We start from the raw sequence: 24,942 nt of genomic DNA, 5'->3' as shown, positions 1-24,942 counted from the left end.
GCGAGCCTGGTGCGCCGCAAGCTGCGGGAGGAGGACCAATGAACGGGGAGCTCGACCTGAACATCCCGCTGCTGGCGACCTTTGTCGTCTACCTGATCCTCATGATCCTGGTGGGGCTCTTCGCCTACCGCTTCACCAAGAGCCTGGCCGACTACATCCTCGGCGGGCGGCGTCTCGGATCGGGGACTGCGGCCCTGTCCGCCGGCGCCTCGGACATGAGCGGCTGGCTGCTGCTCGGCTTGCCCGGGGCGGTCTACGCCTCGGGGATGAATCAGATCTGGATCGCGGTGGGCCTGGCCATCGGCGCCTACCTCAACTGGCAGTTCATCGCCGAGCGGCTGCGCCGCTACACCGAGGTGGCGCGGGACTCCATCACCATCCCCGCCTACTTCGAGAACCGTTTCCGGGACCGGACCTCCGCCCTGCGCGTGGTCTCCGCCCTGGTGATCCTGCTCTTTTTCACCTTCTACACCTCGGCCGGGCTGGTGGCGGCGGGCACGCTGTTCGAGGACACCTTTGGCGTGGACTACACGCTGGCCCTGGCGGTCGGCGCCTCGGTGATCCTGGTCTACACCCTGCTTGGCGGCTTCCTGGCGGTTAGTTGGACCGACTTCATCCAGGGCATCCTGATGTTCGTCGCGCTGATCCTGGTGCCGGTGATCACGGTGATGAATCTCGGCGGCTGGTCGGAGACCGCCGGGGCGGTGGCGGACTTCGAGCCCGGGGCGCTGGATGCCTTCCACGACGTGACGTTGTTCAGCATCATCTCGCTGATGGCTTGGGGGCTGGGCTACTTCGGGCAGCCCCACGTGCTGACCCGATTCATGGCCATCCGCAGCCCGAAGGACATCCCGGCGGCCCGGTTCATCGGCATCAGCTGGATGGTCTTTGCCCTGTTCGGGGCGATCTTCACCGGCTTTGCCGGTATCGCCTTCTTCGAGGGGACCGGCACCCTGGACAACCCCGAGACGGTCTTCCTGGCCCTGATCCAGGCGCTGTTCAACCCGTGGGTGGCCGGCTGCCTGCTGGCGGCGGTGCTGGCGGCGATCATGAGCACCATCGACTCGCAGCTGCTGGTCTCCTCCTCGGCCCTGTCCGAGGACTTCTACAAGCGCTTCCTGCGCCCGCGCGCCGGCGATCGCGAGCTGGTCTGGGTCGGCCGTGCCACGGTGCTCGTCATCGGACTCTTCGCAACGCTGTTGGCGTTCGATCCGGACGCCGCGGTCCTCGACCTGGTCGCCTACGCCTGGGCTGGATTCGGTGCCGCCTTCGGCCCGGTGATCATCCTCTCGGTGTTCTGGCGGGGTACCACCCGCAACGGTGCGCTGGCGGGGATCGTCGTCGGTGCGGTGACGGTGGTCGTCTGGGATCTGCTCGAGGGTGGCCTGTTCGATATGTACGAGATCCTGCCCGGCTTCATCCTCGGGACACTGGCGATCCTGGTCTTCAGCCGCATTGGTGGCCGTCCCGGCGAGGAGATCGAGCGCGAGTTCGATCGCGTCCGGGCGCGTATGGACTGACCCGTCGCACCCGCCGCCCGGGGCTCGTTGGTACCTGGGCGGCGGGGGCACGTATCCCTCGCCGCGCCAGGCATTGGGTCCGGGCGGGATCCTTGCCCTCGATGTGCGCCTGCACTTCCCCCGTGCGCCGTGTGCTGATGCAACAAGGCTGCATGCGCCCGCGCAATGACGCAGACTGTGCGCGTTTGCGCCCCGCAGGGGCGTGACCTGCCTGCAGAGGAGGAGCGCATGATCGAGATGCAGCCGATCGGGGTGATCCGCACCCCGCACACCGAACGTCGCGGTATGCCGGTCCAGCCGAGCGGTGCCGGCGACTTCACCGGCCAGGTGGAGGTCGATCCCGCCTACGCGGCCGGGCTCAAGGATCTGGACGGGTTCTCGCACATCACCCTGATCTTTCTCTTCGACCGCAGCGAGGGCTACGAGCTCGAGGTGGTCCCCTTTCTCGATGATCGCCCCCACGGTGTCTTCGCCACCCGGGCGCCCCGGCGGCCGAACCCCATCGGCCTGTCCACCGTGCGACTGGAGGCGGTGCGCGGCAACACCCTCGAGATCCGGGGGCCGGACATGCTCGACGGCACGCCGCTACTCGACATCAAGCCGTGTACGCCGGAGTTGGGTCCACAGGGCCCGGTGCGCCGCGGCTGGCTGGACGAGGCCCGGGCCCGCTTCGCCGAGGGTCGGGCGGACGAGCGCTTCCGGCCGTAGGGGTCGCGGCTGCCGCAGCCCCTGGCGGGCATACGGCTGAGCGGATAAAATAAACAGGACGCATTCGCATTCGCATTTGCATGAAGGAGGTAGCATGATACTCCGGTTCCGGACCCTCGCGGTGTCGTGGCGCGGCGCACTGCCGGCGGCCGGTCTGGCGGGGCTGGCGGCACCGGCGGCGGTGCTTGGGGACTCGGGGGCCGAGGTCCTGCCCCAGGTGACCGTGACCGGCGATCCCCTGGGCAGCCGCACGGAGAGCGAACTCGTGCGCCCGATCTCGGTGGTGGAGGGTGAGGCGCTGGAGCGCCGTCGCGGTGGCGGGACCATCGGCGAGGTCCTCGACGGCCTGCCGGGGATCAGCAACGCGGACTTCGGGCCCGGCGTGGGCCGGCCCACGATCCGTGGCCTGCAGGGGTCCCGGGTCGAGGAGCTGCAGGACGGCATGCGCATCAGCGATGTCTCGGACGAGGGCGTCGATCACGCCGTCGGGGGGGACTCGCGGCGGGCGCAGTCGGTGGAGTTCATCCGCGGGCCGGCGACACTGATGTACGGCTCCGGGGCTGCCGGCGGGGCCGTGAACATGGTCACCAGCCGCTTTGACCCGTTTATCGGCGACCAGGTCTCCGGCCGCCTTTACGGCGCCTACACCGACAATGCCAACAAGCGCCAGGGCTACGCCGGTGTCGAGGTGCCCCTGACCGAGGGGTTCGCCCTGCGCACCGACTACAGCCTCAGTCGCAGCGACGACGCCGACATCGCCGGCTTCCAGCTTGAGGAGGGACGCGACGGCGATCACCTGATCCGCGATACGCTGGTCAACAGCGACGTCAAGGACGACAGCTGGTCGCTGACCGGGATGTGGTCGGAGGACTGGGGCTACATCGGCGTCGGCTACGACCGCTGGGAGATCGAGTACGGCGTGCCGGAGGCCTTCTTCCCGGTGCATACAAGTGATATCGAGCTCTCCGACGAGTACGAGCGGATCTACGCCGAGCACGACCGCTTCGATCTGCGCAGTGAGTTCTACGACCCGTTCGACGGCTTCTCGGCCGCCCGTTTCAATCTCTCCTACACCGAGTTCGTCCAGGATGAGATCGAGTACGAGTACGACACGAGCACCGGACGGCTGGACGAGCGAGAGCCGGAGGCGACCTTCGAGCAGGACGAGCTCGACGCCCGGCTGGAGCTGACCCACGATCCCCTGGACGCCCTCGGCGGGCTGCGCGGGACCGTCGGCATCGATTTCCACGACGTGGATTACATCGGCGCGGCCGATGGCGACGACCTCATTCGCCCCACCGAGACCACCTCCACCGGGGTCTTCGTGGTCGAGGAGCTGCCCACCGGCTTCGGCGCCGTGGAGTTCGGTGCCCGGCTCAACCACGAGCGCTCACGGCCGGCGGATGTGGCGGACCAGCAAATCAAGAAGGTCGCCGAAGACGGCAGTATCAACGGGGTCGACGTGCCCGAGCGCAACTTCCAGGAGGAACTCGGCAGCCGCACCTTCACCACCGGCAGCGCCTCCGCCGGTGCCCGCTTCGAGCTCGACGACGCCCACCGCCTGCGCACCTCGGTGACCTACGCCGAGCGCGCCCCCTCGGCCGAGCAGCTCTACGCCTTCGGCCGCCACGGCGCCGCCGGCACCTGGGAGGTGGGGGATCCGGATCTCGGCGAGGAGCAGTACCTCAACCTGGACATCGCCCTGGAGCGCCACCAGGGGGCGGTCCGCTACGACGCCGCGGTCTTCTACAACCGGGTGGATGACTACATCTACTTCCAGAGCTTCGACGACAACGGCGAGCCCCTGCGCGTTGGGGCGGATGACGATGAAGTTGTGCAAGAGGACGGCGGCGATCAGCTGGTCTACAACACCGCCGCCGACGTCCACCTCTACGGCCTGGAGTTCGAGGCGGAGCACGATCTCACCGTGGCCGACTGGCCGGTGACCGCCCGGGCCAGCGGCGACTACCTGCGCGGGCGTTTCCGCGACGGCGGGAGCCTGCCGCGGATGACGGCGCCGCGGCTGGGGATCGGCGTGGACACCGCCTGGCGGACTCTGGACTTCGCCGTGGACTGGCGACACGTTTTCCGGCAGACGGATACCGGCCCGGCGGAGACCGAGACCGGCAGCTACAACCTGGTCGGCTTCGATATCGGCTGGGAACCGCAGGATGTCGAGGAGCTGCGCGTGTTCTTCCGCGGCCGGAACCTCCTCGACGAGGACGGCCGACGCCACGAGAGCTTCTTCAAGAGCTCGGCGCCGATCCTCGGCCGCAACTACACCCTGGGGGCGAGCTACAACTTCTAGCCGGTGGCGTGGCGGCAGCCGGCCCCGGGCGTTGACCCGGGGCCGGCTGCCGGCTAGCTTGCAGCGATTATGAGCGAGCCCTCCGCATCCCCGCACAACCACCCCGCCTCCGCGGCCGCCGGGCCGCCGCTCGGGGTGGTGCTCACCGGCGGCAGCCGCGGCCTGGGCCTGGCCATGGCGCAGCGTTTCCTCGCCGCCGGGGATACCGTGGTCGTCTGCGCCCGGGATCCGGCGCGGCTGGATGCGGCGCGGACCGAGCTGGCCGCCGCCACGGGGGCCGGGGAGCGTCTACACGTCCTCGCCGCCGACGTCGCCGACCCCGGGGAGGCCGAGCGGCTGGCGGATTTCGCCGTCGAGCGACTGGGGACCATCCACCGCTGGGTGAATAACGCCGGTACCGCCGGGCGCTTCAAGCGGCCGCTGACCGGGCTGGATACGGCGGACATTGCTGGCACCTGCGCGACCAACCTCACCGGCTCCATGCAGCTTTGTGCGGCGGCGCTGCGGCGCATGCAGGCCCAACCGGCGGCGCAGCAGCCGTGCTACCACCTGTTCAACTTCGGGTTCTCGGAGCTGGGGGCGCGTTTCTCGCGGACCTCCATCCCGCATCGGGTCAGCAAGCTGGCGGTGGCGGAGCTCTCCCGTCAGCTGCGTCGCGAGCTGCAGGCCGCCGGCGAGCGCGGGGTGGGCGTCCACGAGCTGCGTCCCGGGCTGGTGCGCACCGAGCTGCTGCTCGCCGATTTGCCCGAAAGCGCCCGGCCGATTATTGATCGCCTGGCCGAGCCCCCGGAACGGGTGGCCGATGTCCTGGTGCCCCGAATCCGCGGGGTCACCGGCACCGGGCGCACCCTGCAGTACCGCTCGCCCCTGGTCACGCTGCTCCGCGCCCTGACGGCGGTGCCCGCCCTGCGCCGCGGCGGCTGATCGGGGCAGCCCCGGTCAGCGGACGCGGAACTGCCCCACGCGGTCCTGCAGGTCGGCGGCCAGCCGGGCGACTTCCTCGCTGGCCGATGCGACCTGGGAGGCGCCGCTTGCGGTGGCGTCGATGGTCGCCTTGATCTGGGTCAGCGAGCGGTTGATCTCCTCGGAGGCCGCCGACTGCTCCTCCGCAGCGCTGGCGATCTGGGTGTTCATGTCGTTGATGGTCCCTACGGACTCGGTGATCGCACCCAGCGACTCCGACGCGCGCGAGGCAATGGTTACTGCCTGGCCAGAGCTGCTGCGGCCGTTCTCCATGGCCTGGGCCGCCTCTTCGATGCGCCCGCGCAGGGTATCGAGGATCTCGCGGATCTCCTCGGTGGAGGTCTGGGTGCGGGTGGCCAGCTTGCGCACCTCCTCGGCGACGACCGAGAACCCGCGGCCGTTCTCCCCGGCGCGCGCTGCCTCGATGGCGGCGTTGAGGGCAAGCAGGTTGGTCTGCTCGGTGATCTCGTGGATCACGTCGAGCACCTTGGTAACCCGCTCGGCGTCTTCATTGAGCTGCTGGACGACGCCGGCGGCGGTCTCGGCCTGCTGTGCCACCTGACGGATCTCGTCGGCGTTCTCCTGCACGACCTCCGAGCCCGACTGGGCGGCCTGATCGGACCGGCGGGCCGCTTCGGAGGCGTCCGAGGCGTTTTCGGCGACCTGCTGGATGGTGGCCGCCATCTCGTTCATGGAGGTGGCCACCTGCTCGGTCTCGGACTGCTGCTCGCGCAGCTGGCCGCTGGTCTCGCGCACCGAGGCCGACAGCTCCTCGGCGGAGGCGGAGAGCTGGGTTGAGGCGTCGGCGACCGAGCCGATCAACCCCTGGAGCCGGTCGATGAAGGCGTTGAAGTTGGTGGCCAGTTCGCCCACCTCATCCCGGGAATGGACCTCCAGGCGGCGGGTGAGGTCGGCTTCGCCGCTGGCGATCTCGCCCAGTGCCCGGCCGGTGGCGGCGATCGGCTGCGCGATGCGCCGGGCCACCAGGACGATGATCCCGCCAAGCAGCACCACCGCCGCGGCGAAGACGATCAGCAGGTTCTGCTGCAGATCGCGGGCAGCGGCCATCAGTTCTGATTCTGGCACGGCGATCCCCAGCGACCAGCCGGAGAGTCCGGAGACCGGGGCAAAGGCCGCTGTGTAGGCGGTGTCGTCGGCCCCGCTGAAGGTGCCCACGCCTCGCTCACCGTCGACCATGCGCTGGGCGATCGCCTGGTAGTCGGTATCCCCGGACTCCAGCGCGTTCTCTTCCATGCGCACGTCCTCGTCCGGGTGGGCGACGGTGAGGCCGTCGGCGCTCAAGGCCCAGGCGAGGGCGCCAGCGCGATCCGTAGTCGATGCCACCGCATCGGCCAGGGTGTCGAGGGTGACGGTCACCGCCACCAGGCCGATGACATCCCCCCCGGCATCGGTAACCGCCCGGGCGATGACGGTGATCGGATTGCCGGTACTGGCGGAGTGGACCGGATCGGAGATGACCAGCGTCTCCCGCTCCTCTTCGACGATGGTCTGCCAGTAGTCGCGCCCGGAGAGATCCGTCTGCTCGCCGCCGTGGTGGTAGGTAGCCGTCCCCTCGGTGTCGACGAAGATCAGCACTTCGTATTCGTCGCTCATGTGCTCGCCCTGGCCGGCGAGGAAGTCACCGATCCGATCGGGGTTGCCGGAGGCGAGCGCCTCGCTGTGCGCCAGGGCGGAGACGTAGGCCGTGTGCGTGTCGAGCCACTGGCTGATGGCCTCGGCACCGGCCTCGCTCAGCTCCTGAGTCGAGTCGGTGATCTCGGTGCTGAAGCGGTCGTTGGCCTGGTGGGTGGCGATCCCGCCGACGATGACAAAGGCCAGCAGAGTGGGGACGCCAAAGAGGAGGAGCAGCTTCGGGGTGAGACGGACGGCACTGAGCATGAGGATTCGCTTCCCCGTTGCAGGCGGTCTGTTGGTTTTTCGTTAACTGGAAAGACGCGTTGGATGGCTTGAGCAGGCGACCCCCCAATGGTGCCTACGCCGGATCGGAGGCGCAAATCGGTCGGGTAGGCATCGGGCAATGCCGCCGGGGTGGCTGGGCCAACCCAGCGGCATTGCCGTGCCCTAGTCAGCGACGCCGGTAGCGGTCGAAGGCCCGCTCCAGCTCCTCGGGGTCGAGATCGGCGGAGTTGACCACGCCGCCCTGGACCATGATGGATTCATGGTTGTCCTGCCAGCGCTGCTGCTCTTCCTCGGTGGCGCGTGGCATGAACCACCCGGTCGCAGCAAAGAGCAGGCCGATCAGCGGCGACAGCCAGCAGACGATGGCAAAGGGGGCGTAGACCAGCGTCGGGATGCCCAGCGCACCGGCGGTGAAGGCACCACCCGCGCCCCAAGGGATCAGCGGGTTGATCATGGTCCCGCCTTCCTCCACCGAACGCGACAGGTTCAGGGTCGATTGTCCCTGTCCCCGATAGACCGGGGCGTACATCCGGCCCGGTAGCGCGATGGACAGGTAAGGATCGCCGGAGATGAGGTTGGTGCCGGCGGCGCTGCCGGTGCTGGCGGCGAACAGCGAGAAGCGGCCTCGGATGCGCTGGATGATGGCGTTGAGGATGGCCTCGACGCTGCGCGTCTGCTCCAGGATCCCGCCGAAGGCCAGGGCGATGAGCACCAGCGAGATGGTCCACATCATCGACTGGATGCCACCGGTGGAGAGCAGGTCGTCCACCGACTCGACGCCGGTCTCGCTGACGAAGCCGTCCTGCATCGCCATGATCGCGGTGGTCAGGTCCGTGCCCTGGACGAGGACCGCCATGACCGCGCCGGCGATGGCACCGGCAAAGAGCGTGGGCAGCACCGGGAAACGCAGCAGCGCCAGGGCCATGACCAGAACCGCCGGCAGCAGCAGCACCGGATGCAGCGTGAACTGCGCCTCCAGGCCCTCGAGGATGGTCTCGATGCGTCCGCTCTCCAGGCCGGTGTCCGCGTAGCCAAAGCCGATGGCCCAGTACGCGGTGCCGGCAACAATCAGCGCCGGCACGGAGGTGGCCATCATGTTGCGGATGTGGCTGAACAGGTTGGTGCCAGTGACGGCCGGGGCGAGATTGGTGGTGTCGGACAGCGGCGACATCTTATCGCCGAAGAAGGCGCCCGAGACGATGGCGCCGCCGGTCAGGGCCATGGGAATGCCCAGCCCCTCGCCGACGCCCACCAGGGCCAGACCCACGGTGCCGACCGTGCCCCAGGAGGTGCCCACGGCCATGGAGACCACGGCGGTGAGGATCATGGCGGCGAGCAGGAACAGTTCCGGGGTGATCAGCAGCAGGCCGTAGTAGATCAGCAGCGGCACGGTCCCCGAGAGGATCCAGGTGCCGATGATCATGCCCACTGTGATCAGGATGGCCACCGACTGAAGACCGATATGGACGACGTGGTAGAGGCCGTTCTCCATCCGCCACCAGCGGATGCCGTGGTACCAGCCGAGCAGGCCGGTGAAGGCGATGCCCAGGGCCAGTGGTACGTGGGGGACGAAGTCATCGAAGGCGAGGATCTGAAAGACCATCAGGCCCATGGTGAAGGCGATGGGGAGCAGGGCCGTGGTCACGCTCGGAAGCGGGATCTCCGGCTCCCGCGCACCGTTCTCGTTGGTGTCGCTCATGCAGACTCCAGGGTTGCCAGGGAAGCCGGCATTATCGCGATGATGGATGTCATTGCAAGCGGTGCGTTGACCCGCCGGGTAGCCCCGGAGGGTGACAGGAACACTGTGATTGCTACATTCGATCAGGGAGCCGTCTTGAGTGAGACTGCGCACAAGCGCAAAATGGAATTGTTCAAAACGGCAATCCGCAGGAAGCAACGGAGATAACAATGACCGATCAGCAAAAGACCGGCGGCTGCCCGGTGATGCACGGCGCGATGACGCAGGTGGGCGAGTCCAACATGGACATGTGGCCCAACGCCCTGAACCTCGACATCCTGCACCAGCACGACCACAAACCCGATCCGATGGGCCCGGGCTTCAACTATCGTGAGGAGGTCAAGAAGCTCGATCTCGACGCGGTCAAGCGGGATCTCCACCAACTCATGACCGACAGTCAGGAGTGGTGGCCGGCGGATTGGGGCCATTACGGCGGGCTGATGATCCGCATGGCCTGGCACGCCGCCGGCACCTATCGGGTGGCGGACGGCCGGGGCGGCGGCGGCACCGGCAACCAGCGGTTTGCCCCCATCAACAGCTGGCCGGACAACGTCAACCTGGACAAGGCGCGGCGTCTGCTCTGGCCGATCAAGAAGAAGTACGGCAACCGGCTCAGCTGGGCCGACCTGATCATCCTTGCCGGCAACGTGGCCTACGAGTCCATGGGCCTGAAGACCTACGGGTTCTCCCTCGGGCGCGAGGACATCTGGCACCCGGAGAAGGACATCTACTGGGGCTCGGAGAAGGAGTGGCTGGCGCCGAGTGATGCCGAGGACAGCCGCTATGGTGACGACCGTGAGTCGCTGGAGAACCCGCTGGCGGCGGTGATGATGGGCCTGATCTACGTCAACCCCGAGGGCGTGGACGGCAACCCGGATCCGCTGCGGACCGCCGAAGACGTGCGCATCACCTTCGAGCGCATGGCCATGAACGACGAGGAGACCGTCGCCCTGACCGCCGGCGGGCACACGGTGGGCAAGTGTCACGGCAACGGCAACGTGGAGCATCTCGGTCCGGACCCGGAGTCCGCCGATGTCGACGAACAGGGCCTTGGCTGGAACAACAAGGTCTCCCGGGGCATCGGGCGCGACACGGTCTCCAGCGGGATCGAGGGCGCCTGGACGACCTATCCCACGCGCTGGGATAACGGCTACTTCCACCTGCTGCTCAACTACGAGTGGGAGTTGACCAAGAGCCCCGCCGGCGCGTGGCAGTGGGAGCCGGTGGACATCAAGGAGGAGGACAAGCCGGTCGACGTCGAGGATCCGTCGATCCGCCTGAACCCGATCATGACCGATGCGGACATGGCCATGAAGATGGATCCGGCGTATCGCAAGATCTCCGAGCGCTTTTACAACGACCCCGCCTACTTCGACGAGGTCTTCGCCCGGGCCTGGTTCAAGCTCACCCATCGGGATCTGGGGCCGCGGACGCGCTACATCGGACCGGAGGCACCGACCGAGGATCTGATCTGGCAGGACCCCGTGCCGGCCGGCCGGACGGACTACGATGTGAATGAGGTCAAGGCGAAGATCGCCGATAGCGGCCTGAGCATCGGCGAGATGGTCGCCACCGCCTGGGACAGCGCCCGGACCTTCCGCGGCTCCGACTACCGGGGTGGTGCCAACGGCGCCCGTATCCGGCTTGCCCCGCAGAAGGACTGGGAGGGCAACGAGCCCCAGCGTCTGGCGAAGGTGCTTGGCGTTCTTGAGGGCATCGCTGCCGAGACCGGGGCCAGCGTGGCCGATACCATCGTGCTCGCTGGCAACGTGGGCATTGAGCAGGCGGCCCGGGCGGCCGGCCACGAGATCACGGTGCCCTTCGCCCCGGGGCGCGGCGATGCCAGCCAGGAGATGACCGATGTCGACTCCTTCCAGTACCTCGAGCCGCTCGCCGACGGTTACCGCAACTGGCTCAAGAAGGACTACGCGGTCCAGCCCGAGGAGATGATGCTCGACCGCACGCAGCTGATGGGTCTGACGGCGCCGGAGATGACTGTCCTCGTCGGCGGCATGCGGGTGCTCGGCACCAACCACGGCGGTGCGAAGGATGGCGTGCTCACCGATCGCGAGGGGCAGCTGACGAACGACTTCTTCGTCAACCTCACCGACATGGCCTACACCTGGAAGCCGGTGGGCAAGAACCGCTACGAGATCCGTGAGCGCAGCAGCGATGCAGTGAAGTGGACGGCGACCCGGGTGGACCTGGTCTTCGGCTCCAACTCGATCCTGCGCTCCTACGCCGAGGTTTATGCCCAGGACGACAACCAGGAGAAGTTCGTCCACGATTTCGTCGCGGCCTGGACCAAGGTCATGAACGCCGACCGATACGACCTGGAGGCGTAACCGCGGTTTCACCCCGGTCCGGGCCGGGGTGAAAGGGCATGCCCGGCCCCGCCAGAGCGGAGCCGGGCATCGGCCGCTGTCCACTTCCCAGTCATCAGGAGCATCACGGATGAGTGACCACGTCTACAAGATCGTCGAACTGACTGGTTCGTCGCCCGACGGGATCGAGGAGGCCGTCAACAACGCCATCGCACGTGCCGGCGAGAGCCTTCGCCACCTGCGCTGGTTCCAGGTGGTGGATACCCGAGGCCATATCGAGGACGGGCGAGTGAGTCACTGGCAGGTGACGATCAAGGTCGGCTTCACCCTGGAATAGGTTCGCCTCTGCCGCATGACCTCTGGGCCCGTGGAGGGCGGTCGCGCCATGGCCCGAAAGTTGCTGGATGGGTGGTGCTTCGATCGATCCATAACCCATTTGGCAAGGCAGGAGTGGAGCTATGCCCAGCGTGACCTTTCGGCATCCAGACCACGGGGAGCAAACCGTAGAGGCGGTGGCAGGCAGTCATACGGAGCCGGTCCTGAAACTGGCCCGCCGGAACCACATCCCGATCTCTTTCGATTGCCAGGACGGCGAGTGTGGCAGTTGTCTGGTTTATGTCCATTACGGTGTCGCAAAAGGGACAATGGCGGGTCCACTGACGGACCGCGAGGAGCGGGTCCTGCTCGAGCTGGGCAAGGTCACCCAAGCGGAGATCGATCGCATGCGCGTCGATGATCTGCCCACCAACTGGCGTCTGATGTGCCAGATGGTGGTGCGTGACGAGGACCTGGTGATCGAGTACGGCGATGTCTGAGCTCAGCCCCGGTCTGGATTGTGAGCGGGCCATCCAGCGCCTGCTCCAGTGCGTTGACCGCCACATCGCAGAGGAGCCGGAGAATAGCCGAGTGCGGCGGTATCTGGAGCGTGAGCTGGGCGGCCGGGATGGTTCAGAGCCGGATACGCGCCTGATGGTCCACGCGCAGATTAACGTGATCCGGGAGTTATTCGTTCAGCGCGGCGATGATGCGGGTCTCAGCATGCTCTCCGCCATCGAGCGGGAATGCTGCTGAGATCCGGACTTGGGGGTGGCGGCCTCTCATACCGGTGAGGGGTCGCCCGGCCTCCCGGTGATACAGGGTTATCACCTTGCGCCCGCGGAGTCGGGTGGCCGACAGGAAGGGATGGTGGATGGCTCCCCGGGACGGATTCGAACCGCCGACCCAGTGATTAACAGTCACTTGCTCTACCGCTGAGCTACCGGGGAAGCGTGGTGTCACCTCACGATGCGCTGCGTATTCTGCCGATCCTCCACTGCGTTGGTCAAGCCTCTATGGGGTTTTCCGTGCCCGTCCTGCCGCCCCCGCGATCGCCCGGGGCCATCGCGGGGGCGAGGAGCGGGGCCGATCAGCCGCCCAGGGCCTGCTGCAGCCGGTCCATGGCGCGCTCCAGGTTCTCCATACTTGTAGCATAGGAGATGCGCGCGTACCCGGGGAGACCGAAGGCGGAACCCGGGACCAGGGCGACGCCGGCGTCGTTGATCAGCTGCTCGGCGAAGGCCACATCGTCCTTGGCGCCGACCCGGTTCATCGCCTCCTCCATGTGCGGGAAGCAGTAGAAGGTGCCGTCGCAGGGTGTGCAGCTGACCCCCGGCATGGCGTTCAGCCGCTCGACGACGAAGTCGTGGCGGGCCTTGAACTGCTCCAGCATGGGCTGGATGCAGCCCTGATCGCCGTTGAGCGCGGCCAGCGCGCCGGCCTGGGAGATGGAAGCCGGGTTGGAGGTGCTCTGCGACTGCACCTTCTTCATGGCGCCGATCAGCGGGGCTGGGCCGGCCGCGTAGCCGATCCGCCACCCGGTCATGGCGTACGCCTTGGAGACGCCGTTGACCACGATGGTCCGGTCGACCAGCTGCGGGGCGGCCATGGCGATGTTGGTGAAGGGTTCATCGCGCCAGAGGATGTGCTCGTAGATGTCATCGCTGACCACCACCACCTGGGGGTGCTGCTCGAGCACGGCGCCCAGCGCCGCCAGTTCGTCACGGGTGTAGGCGGTGCCGGTGGGGTTGGACGGGCTGTTGAGGATGACCATGCGGGTCTTGCGGGTCAGGGCCTGCTCGAGCTGCTCGGGGGTGATCTTGAAGCGGCTCTCGGCACCGGCGGCCACGAACACCGGCTGAGCACCGAAGACCAGGGCCATGTCCGGGTACGAGACCCAGTAGGGCGCTGGGATGACCACTTCGTCGCCCTCGTTGAGCACCGCCGCCATGGCGTTGAACAGGGACTGCTTGGCACCGCTGGAGACGAGGATCTGGCTGGGCTCGTAGTTCAGGCGGTTGTCGCGCTCGAGCTTGTCGATGACCGCCTGCTTGAGCTCGGCAGTACCGTCCACGGCGGTGTAGCGGGTCTGCCCCTGTTGGGCGGCCCGGACGGCGGCCTCGATGATGTGCGGGGGGGTGTCGAAGTCCGGTTCGCCGGCGCCGAGGCCGATGACGTCGTGGCCGGCGGCGCGCAGCTCGGCGGCGCGGGCGGTGACGGCGAGCGTCGGCGATGGCTTGATGCGCTGGACGCGATCGGCAAGCTGAAGGTCCATGGTCTGGCTCCGCGTTGAAAGTTGGGCTCGGTGCGTATGATAAGGGTTTTCGGGTCGGGTGTTCACGGTTCAGTGCGCGTGGGGCGGGGTTGAGGCTTCGGGGTTCAGTGGGCAGGGTCCGGCAGGTGGTGTCGTTGGTCGAGCGGGTAGACGCTGTGTGCAGGGCGCCGGGTCAGGGTGCGCCCAAGATGAATGCGGGGGTTCGATGACGGAACGTTTCAAGCTCAACGCCCGGTTTCAGCCGGCGGGTGATCAGCCCCAGGCCATCGAGGAGCTCGTCGAGGGGATCGAGTCGGGGCTCTCGGATCAGACCCTGCTCGGGGTCACCGGTTCCGGCAAGACGTTCACCATCGCCAACGTCATTGAGCGGCTGCAGCGCCCGGCGATCCTGCTCGCTCCCAACAAGACCCTGGCCGCCCAGCTCTATGGCGAGATGCGCGAGTTCCTGCCGGAGAACCGGGTCGAGTACTTCGTCTCCTACTACGACTACTACCAGCCCGAGGCGTACGTGCCGTCGTCGGATACCTTCATCGAGAAGGATGCCTCGGTGAACGAGCACATCGAGCAGATGCGCCTGTCCGCCACCAAGGCGCTCCTCGAGCACCAGGATACGGTCATCGTCGCCTCGGTATCGTCCATCTACGGCCTCGGTGACCCGCAGGCGTACATGTCGATGCTCCTGCACCTGGTCCGCGGCGAGCGCATCGACCAGCGGGCGATCCTGCGCCGGCTCGCCGAGCTGCAGTACACCCGCAACGACACCGAACTCACCCGCGGGACCTACCGCGCCCGCGGCGAGGTGATCGACATCTTCCCGGCCGAGTCCCCGGAAGAGGCGGTCCGGGTGCAGCTCTTCGACGATGAAATCGAGGAGATCAGCTGGTTCGACCCGCTCACCGGCGAGCTCCTGCGCCGGGTGCCGCGGGTGACCATCTATCCGAAGACCCACTACGTGACCCCGAAGGAGCAGCTGCACCGGGCCGTCGAGCAGATCAAGGAGGAGCTGCGCGAGCGCCTCAGCGAGCTGCGCGCCGCCGACAAGCTGGTGGAGGCGCAGCGGCTCGAGGAGCGGACCCGCTTCGACATGGAGATGATGCTCGAGCTCGGCTATTGCAATGGCATCGAGAACTACTCGCGCTACCTCTCCGGGCGGGCGGCCGGTGAGCCGCCGCCGACCCTGTTCGATTACATCCCGCCGGAGGCGGTGCTGTTCATCGATGAGTGCCACGTCACCGTTCCGCAGATCGGCGGCATGTACAAGGGCGACCGTTCGCGCAAGCAGACGCTGGTCGACTACGGCTTCCGCCTGCCCTCGGCGCTGGATAATCGGCCGCTGAAGTTCGAGGAGTTCCGGCGCCTGGCGCCGCAGACGGTCTTCGTCTCGGCAACGCCCGGCCCGTTCGAGGAGGAGCACGCCGGGCAGGTGGTCGAGCAGGTGGTTCGCCCCACCGGGCTGGTCGATCCGGAGGTGGAGGTGCGCCCGGCCACCGCGCAGGTCGATGATGTCTATGGCGAGATCCGCGCCCGCGCCGAACGGGACGAGCGCGTGCTGGTCACCACGCTGACCAAGCGCATGGCCGAGGACCTGACCGAGTACCTGGAGGAGAACGGGATCCGCGTGCGCTATCTGCACTCCGACGTGGACACCGTTGAGCGCACCGAGATTATCCGTGACCTGCGCCTGGGTCATTTCGACTGCCTGGTCGGCATCAACCTGCTGCGCGAGGGGCTCGATATCCCCGAGGTCTCGCTGGTGGCGATCCTCGATGCCGACAAGGAGGGGTTCCTGCGCTCGACCCGTTCACTGATTCAGACCATCGGCCGGGCGGCTCGCAACATCAGCGGCCGCGCGATCCTCTACGCCGATCAGGTGACCGACTCCATGCGCCGCGCCATCGACGAGACCGAGCGTCGGCGGGCCAAGCAGATCGCCCACAACGAGGCCCACGGCATCACCCCGCAGGGCATCCGCAAAGAGGTGCCCGACATCATGGAGCGCGGCGGGGTGCCGGCGCCGGGCGCGCCGCAACGGGCGGCCGGAGTGGCCGAAGAGGCCGGCGCGTACGCCGGGCTGTCGCCGGCGGAGGCGGTACGGCGGATCCGTGAGCTGGAGAAGCGGATGCATGAGCACGCCAGGGATCTCGAGTTCGAGGCGGCCGCGCAGGTGCGGGACGAGATCCGCCGTATCGAGGAGCAGGCCCTCGGCGGCGGCGACGCCACGGCCGCCGCTTCCTGAGCGGGCCTGCGGTTCAGCTCGGACGGCGGTTCTGCATCAGGGTCTCGATATCCAGGCGTTTGTCGCCGTGCCGGGTGCGCATGAGCACGTCGTGCTCGTAGTGGTAGTAACGGGCGATGAAGTAGGCCGAGCGCAGCGCCGCGATCTCGGTCTGCGAGTTGCCGATGTGCTGCACGCCGCCCTGTTCGTTGTAGAAGACTACCTCCCAGCCGTTGTCACGCTCCTCGATGATCAGCCGGTAGGTTGTGCGCAGTCGCGGTTTGTGCGGCCGGGGATTCAACAGCTGCTCTCCTGATCGGGCAAGTCGCCCCCATCCTGCCATGGATCGGCGCCGCCGCGGGGATCCAGGAGGGGCGCACGCCTAGAACTATAAGACTTCTAAAGAGTCTTCCCTTCGGGTTCGGGAATATGTACCCTTTGAGTACGGATTGAGCGAAGTCAGAGATCATGCTCCGAATCAACCGCGAGACCGATTACGGCGTTGTCATCCTCTCGGCCATGGCACGCCGGCCGGGAGAACGGGTCAACGCCGCGCAGCTGGCGGGCGCCCACGGCCTGCCGCAACCGATGGTTAGCAAGGTCATGAAGCAGCTGGTGCATGCCGGGCTGCTGTGCTCCTACCGCGGCGCCAAGGGCGGCTACGGCCTGGCCCGGCCCCCCGAGCAGATCTCGGTGGCCGAGGTCATCGAGGCCCTCGAGGGGCCGATCGCCTTCACCGAGTGCGTCGAGAGCGGGACCGATAATTGCACGCACGTCGAGGACTGCAATGCCAGCGCCACCTGGTCGCGGATCAGCTCCGTGGTCCGGCAGGCCCTGGCGGCGGTGAGTCTGGCGGAGATGGGCGAGCCGGCCAGCGCGCCGGTGGGGATCTACGCCCGTCAACAGGTTATTGGCCACTGAGCAGCCGGAGGCTTGGGCGACATGTCGAGCAGCAACGAAACCATTGAACGGTTCACCAGCCGGGGCTACGAGGCCGGCTTCTTCACCGATATCGAGCAGGAGTTTGCACCACCGGGGCTCAACGAGGAGACCATCCGGTTCATCTCCGAGAAGAAGGGCGAGCCGGAGTGGATGCTCGAGTGGCGGCTCGAAGCCTACCGCGGCTGGCTGGAGATGGCCGTGCCGCAGTGGCAGAACGTGCAGTTCCCGCCCATCGACTTCCAGGCCATCTCCTACTACGCCGCCCCCAAGCAGGGGCCGAAGAGCCTCGACGAGGTCGACCCGAAGCTGCTCGAGACCTACGAGAAGCTCGGCATTCCGCTGCACGAGCAAAAGATGCTCGCGGGCGTGCAGGAGGAGGGCGAGCCTGCCGAGGGCGCCCGGCGCTCCAACGTGGCGGTGGATGCGGTCTTCGACTCCGTCTCCGTGACCACCACTTTCAAGGACGAGCTGGCCAAGCACGGGGTCATCTTCTGCTCGATCTCCGAAGCGCTGCACGAGTATCCGGAGCTGGTGCGGCAGTACATCGGCAGCGTCGTGCCGCGCAAGGACAACTTCTTTGCCGCGTTGAACTCGGCGGTCTTCTCGGACGGCTCCTTCGTCTACATCCCCGAGGGCGTGGAGTGCCCCATGGAGCTGTCCACCTACTTCCGCATCAACGCCGGGCATACCGGGCAGTTCGAGCGGACCCTGATCATTGCCGAGAAAGGCAGTTCGGTCTCCTACCTGGAGGGCTGCACCGCGCCGCAGCGTGACGAGAACCAGCTGCACGCCGCCGTGGTCGAGCTTTACGCCCACGACGATGCGCAGATCAAGTACTCCACGGTTCAGAACTGGTACCCCGGCGACGAGAACGGCGTCGGCGGCGTCTACAACTTCGTGACCAAGCGCGGCCTGTGCGCCGGTAAGCGCTCGAAGATCTCCTGGACCCAGGTGGAGACCGGTTCGGCGATCACCTGGAAGTATCCGAGCTGCGTGCTCAAGGGCGACGACTCCATCGGCGAGTTCTACTCGGTGGCGGTGACCCGTGGCCGTCAGCAGGCGGATACCGGCACCAAGATGATCCACATCGGCAACAACACCCGCAGCCACATCATCTCCAAGGGGATCTCTGCGGACTACGGCCAGCAGAGCTATCGTGGCCTGGTCAAGGTGCTGCCGACGGCGGGCAATGCCCGCAACTACTCGCAGTGCGACTCCATGCTCATGAGTTCCCACTGCGGCGCCCACACGTTCCCGTACATCGACATCCAGAACCCCACCGCGCAGCTCGAGCACGAGGCCACCACCTCGAAGATCGGCGATGACCAGATCTTCTACTGCAAGCAGCGTGGCATCAGCGAGGAGGACGCGGTCTCCATGATCGTCAACGGCTTCTGCAAGGAGGTCTTCCAGGAGCTGCCCATGGAGTTCGCCGTCGAGGCGCAGAAGCTGCTCGAGGTCACCCTCGAGGACAGCGTCGGATAAGACAGATTCCCAGGAGAAGCGGACCATGCTGAAGATCAACAACCTCCACGCCAGCGTCGAGACGACGGAGATCCTCAAGGGCATCGACTTCGAGATGGGCCCCGGCGAGGTGCACGCCATCATGGGGCCCAACGGTTCGGGCAAGAGCACCCTGTCCAAGGTGCTCGCCGGCGATGAGAGCTACGAGGTCACCGACGGCGCGGTGACCTTCGAGGGGCAGGATCTGTTCGAGATGGAGCCCGAGGAGCGGGCCCGGGCCGGGGTCTTTCTCGGCTTCCAGTACCCGGTGGAGATCCCCGGGGTGAGCAACAGCTACTTCCTCAAGGCGGCGGTCAACGCCGCCCGTGAGGCCCGGGGTGAGGGCGAGATCGACCCGGTCAGCTTCCTCAAGATGGCCCGCGAGCGGGCGCAATGGGTCAAGCTTGACGAGTCGCTTCTCAACCGACCGGTCAACGCCGGCTTCTCCGGCGGCGAGAAGAAGCGCAACGAGATCTTCCACATGGCCATGCTCGAGCCGCGGCTGTGTATCCTCGACGAGACCGATTCCGGGCTGGACATCGACGCCCTGCGCGCTGTGGCCGACGGCGTGAACAGCATGCGCGACCCGCAGCGCTCGTTTTTGATCATCACCCACTACCAGCGCCTGCTCAGCTACATCGTGCCGGACTACGTGCACGTCATGGTCAACGGGCGCATCGTGCGCTCCGGCGGCAAGGAGCTGGCCGAGGAGCTGGAGCGCACCGGCTACGCCCTGTTCGAGGACGAGGAGGCTGCCTGACATGGGAGCGGTGGAAGAGCTCAAGAGTCACCCGCGCGCGGTCTTCGACGACCTCGCCGACCCGGGGCCGGCCTGGCTGGCCGAGCGTCGTCGCGCGGCCATGGCCACCTTCGACGCCCACGGCTTCCCGACCCGGCGCTGGGAGGCGTGGAAGCACATCGACCTGACCCCGGTGCTGCGCAGCGACTTTCGCCCGCCGCAGGGCCCGGGCGAGGTAGACGACGGCCTGACCGGGCGGCTTGATCAACTTCTCCCGCCCGGCGATGGGCCCCGGCTGGTCTTCGTTGATGGGCAGCTGGATCCGGCGCGTTCGGATTACGCCAAGCTGCCCGCCGGGGTCTCGGTGCGCCCCCTGAGCGAGGCGCTGGCCGAGGAACCCGCCTGGCTGCAGACGCATCTGGCCGCCCACGCCGACCCGGCCAACAGCCCGTTCATCGCCCTGAACACCGCTTTGATGGGCGAGGGAGTGGCCGTGCAGGTGGCCCGCGGGGCGATGGTCGAGGCGCCGCTGCTTATCGTCTGCTACACCAGCGCTGCCACTGCCGGCCACGCCGTCTACCCGCGTGTGATCGTCCACGGCGAGGAGGCCAGCCACCTGCGTGTGGTGGAGTACCATAGCGGTGATCCGCAGGCGGCCTACCTCAGCTGTCCGGTCACCGAGCTCATCGCCGATGCCGGCGCCCAGGTGGATCTGACCCGGATCAGCGAGGAGGGCGACGCCGGCTGCCAGCTGGGGGCGGTCAGCGGCACCGCTGCCCGCGATGCCCGGGTCGGCGCCCACTCCTTTGTCTGGGGCGGCGACAAGGTGCGTGTGGACATCGAGGCGACCGTACAAGGCGATAACGGCGAGGGGGATCTCACCGGCATCCACCTCAGCGACGGCCAGCGCTTCGTCGACCACCACACCTGGGTCCACCACGACGCCGAGCACACGCGCAGTCGCCAGGTCTTCAAGGGCGTGCTCGACGGGCGCTCGGAGACCGTCTTCGACGGCCTGATCAAGGTCCATCCGGGGGCGCAGAAGACCGACGCCGAGCAGGAGAACCGCAACCTGATCCTCAGCCCGCGGGCGCTGGCCCACTCCAATCCGCGCCTGGAGATCTTCGCCGACGACGTGCGCTGCACCCACGGCTCCACGGTGGGCGAGCTCGATGAGCAGGCGCTGTTCTACATGCGCGCCCGCGGCATCGATCCCGTCGTGGCCAAGAGCCTGCTGACCTACGCCTTCGTCGCCGAGGTGGTGGAGACCGTGCGTTGCCCGCAGGCCGCCGCGTACGAGCGTGCGCTCCTGCGCCGGTTCCTGCCGGGCGGCGAGCAACTGGAGGGTTTTGAGGCATGAGCATGGTCGAGGAGGCGACCCGCCCGGGGGCGGTGGATGTGGACCGGCTGCGCGCCGACTTCCCCGTGCTCCGCCGCGAGGTCAACGGACGGCCGCTGATCTACCTCGACAGCGCCGCCAGTGCGCAGAAGCCGCAGTCGGTGATCGATGCCGAACTCGGCTGCTATCAGCACTACTACGCCAACGTCCATCGCGGGGTGCACACCCTCTCCCAGGAGGCGACCACGGCCTTCGAGGGGGCGCGGACCGAGGCCCAGCGCTTCCTCAACGCCCCCAGCGAGCGGGAGGTCATCTTCCTGCGCGGGGTCACCGAGGCGATCAATCTGGTGGCGCACAGCTTCGTCGCGCCCCGGGTCGGGCCGGGGGATGAGATCCTCGTCACCCACATGGAGCACCACTCGAACATCGTTCCCTGGCAGCTGGTCTGCGAGCGGACCGGTGCCACCCTGCGGGTGGTGCCCATCGACGACAACGGCGACGTGGATCTGGAAACGGTGCGCGGCATGATCCATGAGCGCACCCGGCTGGTCAGCGTGGTCCACGTCTCCAACGCCCTCGGTACCGTCAACCCGGTGGCGGAGATCGCCGCCATGGCCCGGGCCGAAGGGGTGCCCGTGCTCCTGGACGGGGCGCAGGCCGCTCCCCATCTGCCGGTGGACGTCCAGGAGCTGGGGGTCGACTTCTACGCCTTCTCGGGCCACAAGGCCTACGGGCCTACCGGCATCGGCGTCCTGTGGGGCCGCTATGAGCACCTGGCCGGGATGGTGCCGTATCAGGGCGGGGGCGACATGATCCGCCACGTCTCCTTCGAGGGCACCGAGTACGCCGAGCCGCCGGCGCGCTTCGAGGCGGGGACGCCGAATATCGCCGGCGCCATCGGCCTGGGCGAGGCACTGCGCTATATCGAGGCCATCGGCCGCGAACGGATCGCCGCTCGGGAGGAAGAACTGGTCGGCCACGCGGCCGAGGCCATCGCCGCGGTGCCGGGGGTGCAGCTCATCGGCCGGCCGCAGCGTCGGGCCGGGGCCGTCTCCTTCATCATGGAGGGGACGCACCCCAACGACGTGGCCATGCTCCTCGACGAGCAGGGGATCGCCATCCGCGCCGGTCACCACTGCGCCCAGCCGCTGATGGAGCGCTACGGCGTGCCGGCCACGGCACGGGCGTCGTTCGGCGTCTACAACACCCACGACGAGGTGGAGAGCCTGGTGGTGGCCCTGGAGAAGGTCCGCCGCCTGTTCGGCTGACCGACGCGGCCGGGGCGGTGGCGCCGGCGCCCCGGCCGGTGGCGGCTATGGCTCGTAGAGCATCCGCACCGCCCCCCAGTGTTTGCCCCGGACCTGGATCGGGGCGGAGACGTCGCGGATCAACTCGAAGCGGCCGCCGCCCATGTCCCGCCGGTAGGTCTGCAGCAGGAAGGGTTTCTCGTTGCGCGCCGCCGACTGTGCGGTGCGGTCCTCCCAGATACGCCGCTGCCGGGCGTGGCGGGCGTTCCACTGTGGGTCGCCGGGACGCTGCGGGTGCGAGACGTGGCGATTGTGGGTGGGGATGTAGCCCCGGTTGTCGATGACGAAACACCCGGAGATGTGCGCATCCTCCAGTGGCGGCTCCTGGAGCTCGGGCAGGACCCGATCGGTGAAGGCCACGAACCGCGTCTCATACTGCTGTGGGTCGGTCCCCGGGACCTCGCGGTAGTCGCGGTCGAAGAGGTCCGCCTCGCTGATCTCGCCTTCGCGGATGGCCGCCTCGAAGCGCTCCGACACCTGCCGCGCGACCTCCATGACCCGGACGATGTATGGGGTGTCCTCGGTATCGACGTCCGAGGCGTTGGCCAGGTTCATCAGCTCCTCGGTGAAAGCGAGGAAGCGGTCGATCTGGGCCCGGCCGCGCTCGAGGTCAGAGTGGGAGGCCTCCAGCTCGGCGGTGTTGTGGTCGAAGCGCTCGATGGTGTGCTCGCTCTGCGTGTCGATCTCCTGGACCGCCTCGGCGATCCGCGCCGATTCGGCATCCACCGACGCCATGGACTGCTCGAGCTGCTCGAACAGGCTCTGCATCTGCCCCGTGGTCTGCTCCACCCGCTGCGCCCGGCGCGTGCTGTGGTGGCCGATGGCGATCAGCTCCTGGGTCTGCTCGGTGAGGTTCTGCAGGGTGCGGTCCATGTCCCCGGTGGCCTCGCTGGTCTGGGCGGCCAGGGACTTGACCTGCTCGGCCACCACGGCGAACCCCTGGCCGGCATCGCCGGCACGGGCTGCCTCGATGGACGCATTGAGGGCGAGCAGGTTGGTCTGCTTGGCGATGGCGCCGATCCCCCGCGCCACCTTGGTGACCCGCTGCATCGCCTCGTTGAGATGCTCCAGGTCGCTCTCGATCTCGCGCACCGAGGTGCTCAGCCCGGCGATCCGCTGCAGAGCATCGCGGATGCGGTCTTCGGAGCGGCGCATGTCGGCCCGCGCTGCACCGGAGACGTGCTGGGCGTTACGGGCCGCCGCGTCGACGACCTTGTTCGCCTCGGACAGGCGCTGGCACGACTCGCGCAGCTCCTGGAACAACCGCGCCTCGCGCTCCATCTGCGCGGCGGTGTCGTCCACGTTGCCGTGCACGTCGGAGACCTCCAGGCCCAGCTGGCTGGTCTCCTCCGAGACGCCGCGGATGGCCTGCGCCAGGGCGTGCTCCCGGGCGTCCCGTCCGGTATCCGCCCGGGGAGCGCCGGAGCGCCCCGGTAGGAAGCCACGGCCCCTCAAGAAATCGATGAACGCCATACCCGCTGCTCCGTCGCTATCGTTCACTCGCCGCCGTAGATCACCCGCAGGCAGCCCCGGACCTGCCCCCCGGCCTGCACCGGTGCGCTGATCTCCTGGACCACCGGCCCCGCGCCGCCGTACTGCAGCCGGTAGGTCTGCAGCAGGTACGGCTCGCGGCTGCGCAGGGCCGAGCGGGTGGGGCGGTCGTCGAGCCGCTGTCCCTGCAGAGCATCGCGCAGGCCGGTCGCGCCGCCCGGCGGCACGGTGGCCGCCAGGCAGTGCCCCTCGGCGTCGCAGATCAGGGCGGCGCGTACGCCGGTTTCTCCCTCGACGAGCTGCTCGAGGGCGGAGCGCGCCTGGGCGGCGATCTGCTCGGCGCCGGCCTCGGCCGGCAGCGTCTCGCCCAGTTCGGCGGCGATCCGGCGGATCCGCCGGATCAGCCGCGTGTCCCGGGTCTCCACCCCGTCGACGGCGGTGCGCCGGATCAGCTCGTGGGCGTGGCGACTGATCTTCTCGGCGCGCTGGTCGGCGGCCTGCAGCGTGTCGGTGGCCCGGCGCACGGTGTCGGCCAGCTCTTCGAGCCCCTCGACGGTGCGCCGGCAGTAGTGGTCGATGGTATGCACCGACTCGCGGACGCGGCCCGAGTCGGTGTCGATATCGGCCATGGCGCTGCCGGCGGTCTCCATGATCTCCTGGATCGCCTCGGTGCCGTCGCGCACCGCCTCGGCCTGCAGCGTGCTTTCGCCGCCTTTCTGGACCAGGCGGTCGATGATGTGGGTCAGCTCGTCGAGGATGGTGTGGATGTCATCGGTGGCGTCGGCGGTCTGCTTGGCCAGCGCCTTGACGTGCTCGGCCACCACGGCGAAGCCGCGGCCGACCTCGCCGGCCCGGTTGGCCTCGATGGTGGCGTTGAGCGCGAGCAGGTTGGTCTGCTTGGCGATGGTGGCGATCTCGCTGGAGACCTTCGAAACGCCCTGCAGCGCCTCGTTGAGGGCACCGAGCTGGCGTTCCACCCGCGTCACCGACTCGGCCAGCTCGCGGATCTCCTCCAGCGCCTTCTGGATCCGGGCCCGTGAGTGCTCCACGTTGCTGCCGGCCTCGGTGGCCACCTGCTGGGCGCGGTCGACGGCCTGGTGGACCACCTCGTTGCTGCGGGCCATGCTGCGGGCGTTGGTGCGCAGGTCGCTGAACGACTCATTCTGCCGCTCGAAGGCGGCGGCCAGGGCGTTGAGGACCTCGGTGATCTGCACCGCCTCAATGCCGATCGCCGAACTGCGCTCGGCCACCTGCTCGGCGACCTCCTGGCGCGAGCGGGTGACCGCGCGGGCGTCGGGGTGTGCGTGTTCCGGGGGCGTGTCCATGCGTTCTTTC

General features: G+C 67.9%; 20 protein-coding genes, 1 tRNA gene and 1 pseudogene. 15 read left to right on the top strand and 7 right to left on the bottom strand.

Annotated elements, in window-relative coordinates:
* The first annotated feature begins 38 nt into the window (after window positions 1-38).
* The 4 genes from putP to CCR79_RS03180 all read left to right on the top strand — a co-directional run bounded on the left by putP (window position 39) and on the right by CCR79_RS03180 (window position 5,460).
* Complete coding sequence (putP, locus tag CCR79_RS03195; RefSeq protein WP_274519787.1) at window positions 39-1,520, top strand: sodium/proline symporter PutP; 1,482 nt, start codon at window positions 39-41, stop codon at window positions 1,518-1,520.
* Between the two features lie 228 nt (window positions 1,521-1,748).
* On the top strand, window positions 1,749-2,228 hold the full coding sequence (gene tsaA / locus CCR79_RS03190; RefSeq protein WP_201168711.1) for a tRNA (N6-threonylcarbamoyladenosine(37)-N6)-methyltransferase TrmO: 480 nt from the start codon (window positions 1,749-1,751) through the stop codon (window positions 2,226-2,228).
* Window positions 2,229-2,322: 94 nt separating this feature from the next.
* Window positions 2,323-4,536 (top strand): TonB-dependent receptor, encoded by a 2,214-nt coding sequence (locus CCR79_RS03185; protein WP_201168632.1) that lies wholly within the window; start codon window positions 2,323-2,325, stop codon window positions 4,534-4,536.
* A gap of 69 nt (window positions 4,537-4,605) precedes the next feature.
* Window positions 4,606-5,460: an SDR family NAD(P)-dependent oxidoreductase gene (locus CCR79_RS03180; RefSeq protein ID WP_201168629.1), complete on the top strand. Its 855-nt coding sequence runs from the start codon at window positions 4,606-4,608 to the stop codon at window positions 5,458-5,460.
* A 15-nt stretch (window positions 5,461-5,475) separates the two neighbouring features.
* Here CCR79_RS03180 and CCR79_RS03175 read toward each other — a convergent pair whose 3' ends face one another.
* Entirely contained in the window at window positions 5,476-7,398 is a 1,923-nt protein-coding gene (locus tag CCR79_RS03175; RefSeq protein WP_201168626.1) for a methyl-accepting chemotaxis protein, read from the bottom strand.
* Window positions 7,399-7,585: 187 nt separating this feature from the next.
* Window positions 7,586-9,118, bottom strand: coding sequence for a Na+/H+ antiporter NhaC (gene nhaC / locus CCR79_RS03170; RefSeq protein WP_201168623.1), 1,533 nt, complete (start codon window positions 9,116-9,118; stop codon window positions 7,586-7,588).
* A gap of 209 nt (window positions 9,119-9,327) precedes the next feature.
* Between nhaC and katG the strand changes: the two genes are divergently transcribed.
* The 5 genes and pseudogenes from katG (at window position 9,328) to cowN (ending at window position 12,552) form a co-directional block, all read left to right on the top strand.
* A complete protein-coding gene (gene katG / locus CCR79_RS03165) occupies window positions 9,328-11,502 on the top strand; it encodes a catalase/peroxidase HPI (RefSeq protein ID WP_201168620.1) in 2,175 nt (724 codons plus the stop codon).
* A gap of 109 nt (window positions 11,503-11,611) precedes the next feature.
* The gene (locus CCR79_RS03160) at window positions 11,612-11,818 is read left to right on the top strand and encodes a dodecin (protein WP_201168617.1); all 207 of its coding nucleotides are present in this window, start codon (window positions 11,612-11,614) and stop codon (window positions 11,816-11,818) included.
* Between the two features lie 121 nt (window positions 11,819-11,939).
* Window positions 11,940-12,098 (top strand): annotated as a pseudogene (locus tag CCR79_RS13875) (2Fe-2S iron-sulfur cluster-binding protein); the annotation flags it as partial.
* Window positions 12,099-12,125: 27 nt separating this feature from the next.
* Window positions 12,126-12,296, top strand: coding sequence for a hypothetical protein (locus CCR79_RS13870; protein WP_338018482.1), 171 nt, complete (start codon window positions 12,126-12,128; stop codon window positions 12,294-12,296).
* Window positions 12,289-12,552 carry a N(2)-fixation sustaining protein CowN gene (cowN, locus tag CCR79_RS03150; RefSeq protein WP_201168614.1) on the top strand — a complete coding sequence of 88 codons (264 nt, stop codon included), beginning with the start codon at window positions 12,289-12,291 and terminating at the stop codon, window positions 12,550-12,552. The genes CCR79_RS13870 and cowN overlap by 8 nt, the downstream gene beginning before the upstream one ends.
* A 119-nt stretch (window positions 12,553-12,671) precedes the next feature.
* Here the strand turns inward: cowN and CCR79_RS03145 are convergent.
* Window positions 12,672-12,746, bottom strand: a tRNA-Asn gene (locus CCR79_RS03145).
* 140 nt (window positions 12,747-12,886) lie between these two features.
* Window positions 12,887-14,071, bottom strand: coding sequence for a pyridoxal phosphate-dependent aminotransferase (locus CCR79_RS03140; RefSeq protein ID WP_201168613.1), 1,185 nt, complete (start codon window positions 14,069-14,071; stop codon window positions 12,887-12,889).
* 205 nt (window positions 14,072-14,276) lie between these two features.
* Between CCR79_RS03140 and uvrB the strand changes: the two genes are divergently transcribed.
* Window positions 14,277-16,307: an excinuclease ABC subunit UvrB gene (gene uvrB / locus CCR79_RS03135; RefSeq protein WP_201168612.1), complete on the top strand. Its 2,031-nt coding sequence runs from the start codon at window positions 14,277-14,279 to the stop codon at window positions 16,305-16,307.
* Window positions 16,308-16,320: 13 nt separating this feature from the next.
* Here the strand turns inward: uvrB and CCR79_RS03130 are convergent, their stop codons facing one another.
* A complete protein-coding gene (locus tag CCR79_RS03130) occupies window positions 16,321-16,587 on the bottom strand; it encodes a hypothetical protein (protein ID WP_201168611.1) in 267 nt (88 codons plus the stop codon).
* Window positions 16,588-16,754: 167 nt separating this feature from the next.
* Between CCR79_RS03130 and CCR79_RS03125 the strand changes: the two genes are divergently transcribed.
* The 5 genes from CCR79_RS03125 to CCR79_RS03105 are packed head-to-tail and all read left to right on the top strand — an operon-like array spanning window position 16,755 to window position 22,077.
* On the top strand, window positions 16,755-17,207 hold the full coding sequence (locus tag CCR79_RS03125) for an SUF system Fe-S cluster assembly regulator (RefSeq protein WP_201168610.1): 453 nt from the start codon (window positions 16,755-16,757) through the stop codon (window positions 17,205-17,207).
* Window positions 17,208-17,228: 21 nt separating this feature from the next.
* Window positions 17,229-18,713 carry a Fe-S cluster assembly protein SufB gene (gene sufB, locus CCR79_RS03120; protein WP_201168609.1) on the top strand — a complete coding sequence of 495 codons (1,485 nt, stop codon included), beginning with the start codon at window positions 17,229-17,231 and terminating at the stop codon, window positions 18,711-18,713.
* Window positions 18,714-18,738: 25 nt separating this feature from the next.
* The gene (gene sufC / locus CCR79_RS03115) at window positions 18,739-19,491 is read left to right on the top strand and encodes a Fe-S cluster assembly ATPase SufC (protein WP_201168608.1); all 753 of its coding nucleotides are present in this window, start codon (window positions 18,739-18,741) and stop codon (window positions 19,489-19,491) included.
* 1 nt (window position 19,492) lies between these two features.
* A complete protein-coding gene (gene sufD, locus CCR79_RS03110) occupies window positions 19,493-20,830 on the top strand; it encodes a Fe-S cluster assembly protein SufD (protein ID WP_201168605.1) in 1,338 nt (445 codons plus the stop codon).
* On the top strand, window positions 20,827-22,077 hold the full coding sequence (locus CCR79_RS03105; protein WP_201168602.1) for an aminotransferase class V-fold PLP-dependent enzyme: 1,251 nt from the start codon (window positions 20,827-20,829) through the stop codon (window positions 22,075-22,077). The genes sufD and CCR79_RS03105 overlap by 4 nt, the downstream gene beginning before the upstream one ends.
* A 45-nt stretch (window positions 22,078-22,122) precedes the next feature.
* Here the strand turns inward: CCR79_RS03105 and CCR79_RS03100 are convergent, their stop codons facing one another.
* Together CCR79_RS03100 and CCR79_RS03095 are read right to left on the bottom strand one after the other, a co-directional pair.
* Complete coding sequence (locus CCR79_RS03100) at window positions 22,123-23,589, bottom strand: methyl-accepting chemotaxis protein (protein WP_201168599.1); 1,467 nt, start codon at window positions 23,587-23,589, stop codon at window positions 22,123-22,125.
* A 23-nt stretch (window positions 23,590-23,612) separates the two neighbouring features.
* On the bottom strand, window positions 23,613-24,932 hold the full coding sequence (locus CCR79_RS03095) for a methyl-accepting chemotaxis protein (protein WP_201168596.1): 1,320 nt from the start codon (window positions 24,930-24,932) through the stop codon (window positions 23,613-23,615).
* Window positions 24,933-24,942 lie beyond the last annotated feature (10 nt).

The sequence above is a fragment of the Halorhodospira halophila genome (genome assembly GCF_016653405.1).
In the GTDB taxonomy this organism is placed as follows: domain Bacteria; phylum Pseudomonadota; class Gammaproteobacteria; order Nitrococcales; family Halorhodospiraceae; genus Halorhodospira; species Halorhodospira halophila_A.
The sequence above is the reverse complement of the archived record's forward strand: the minus strand, read 5'-3'. Positions and strand labels throughout refer to the sequence as shown.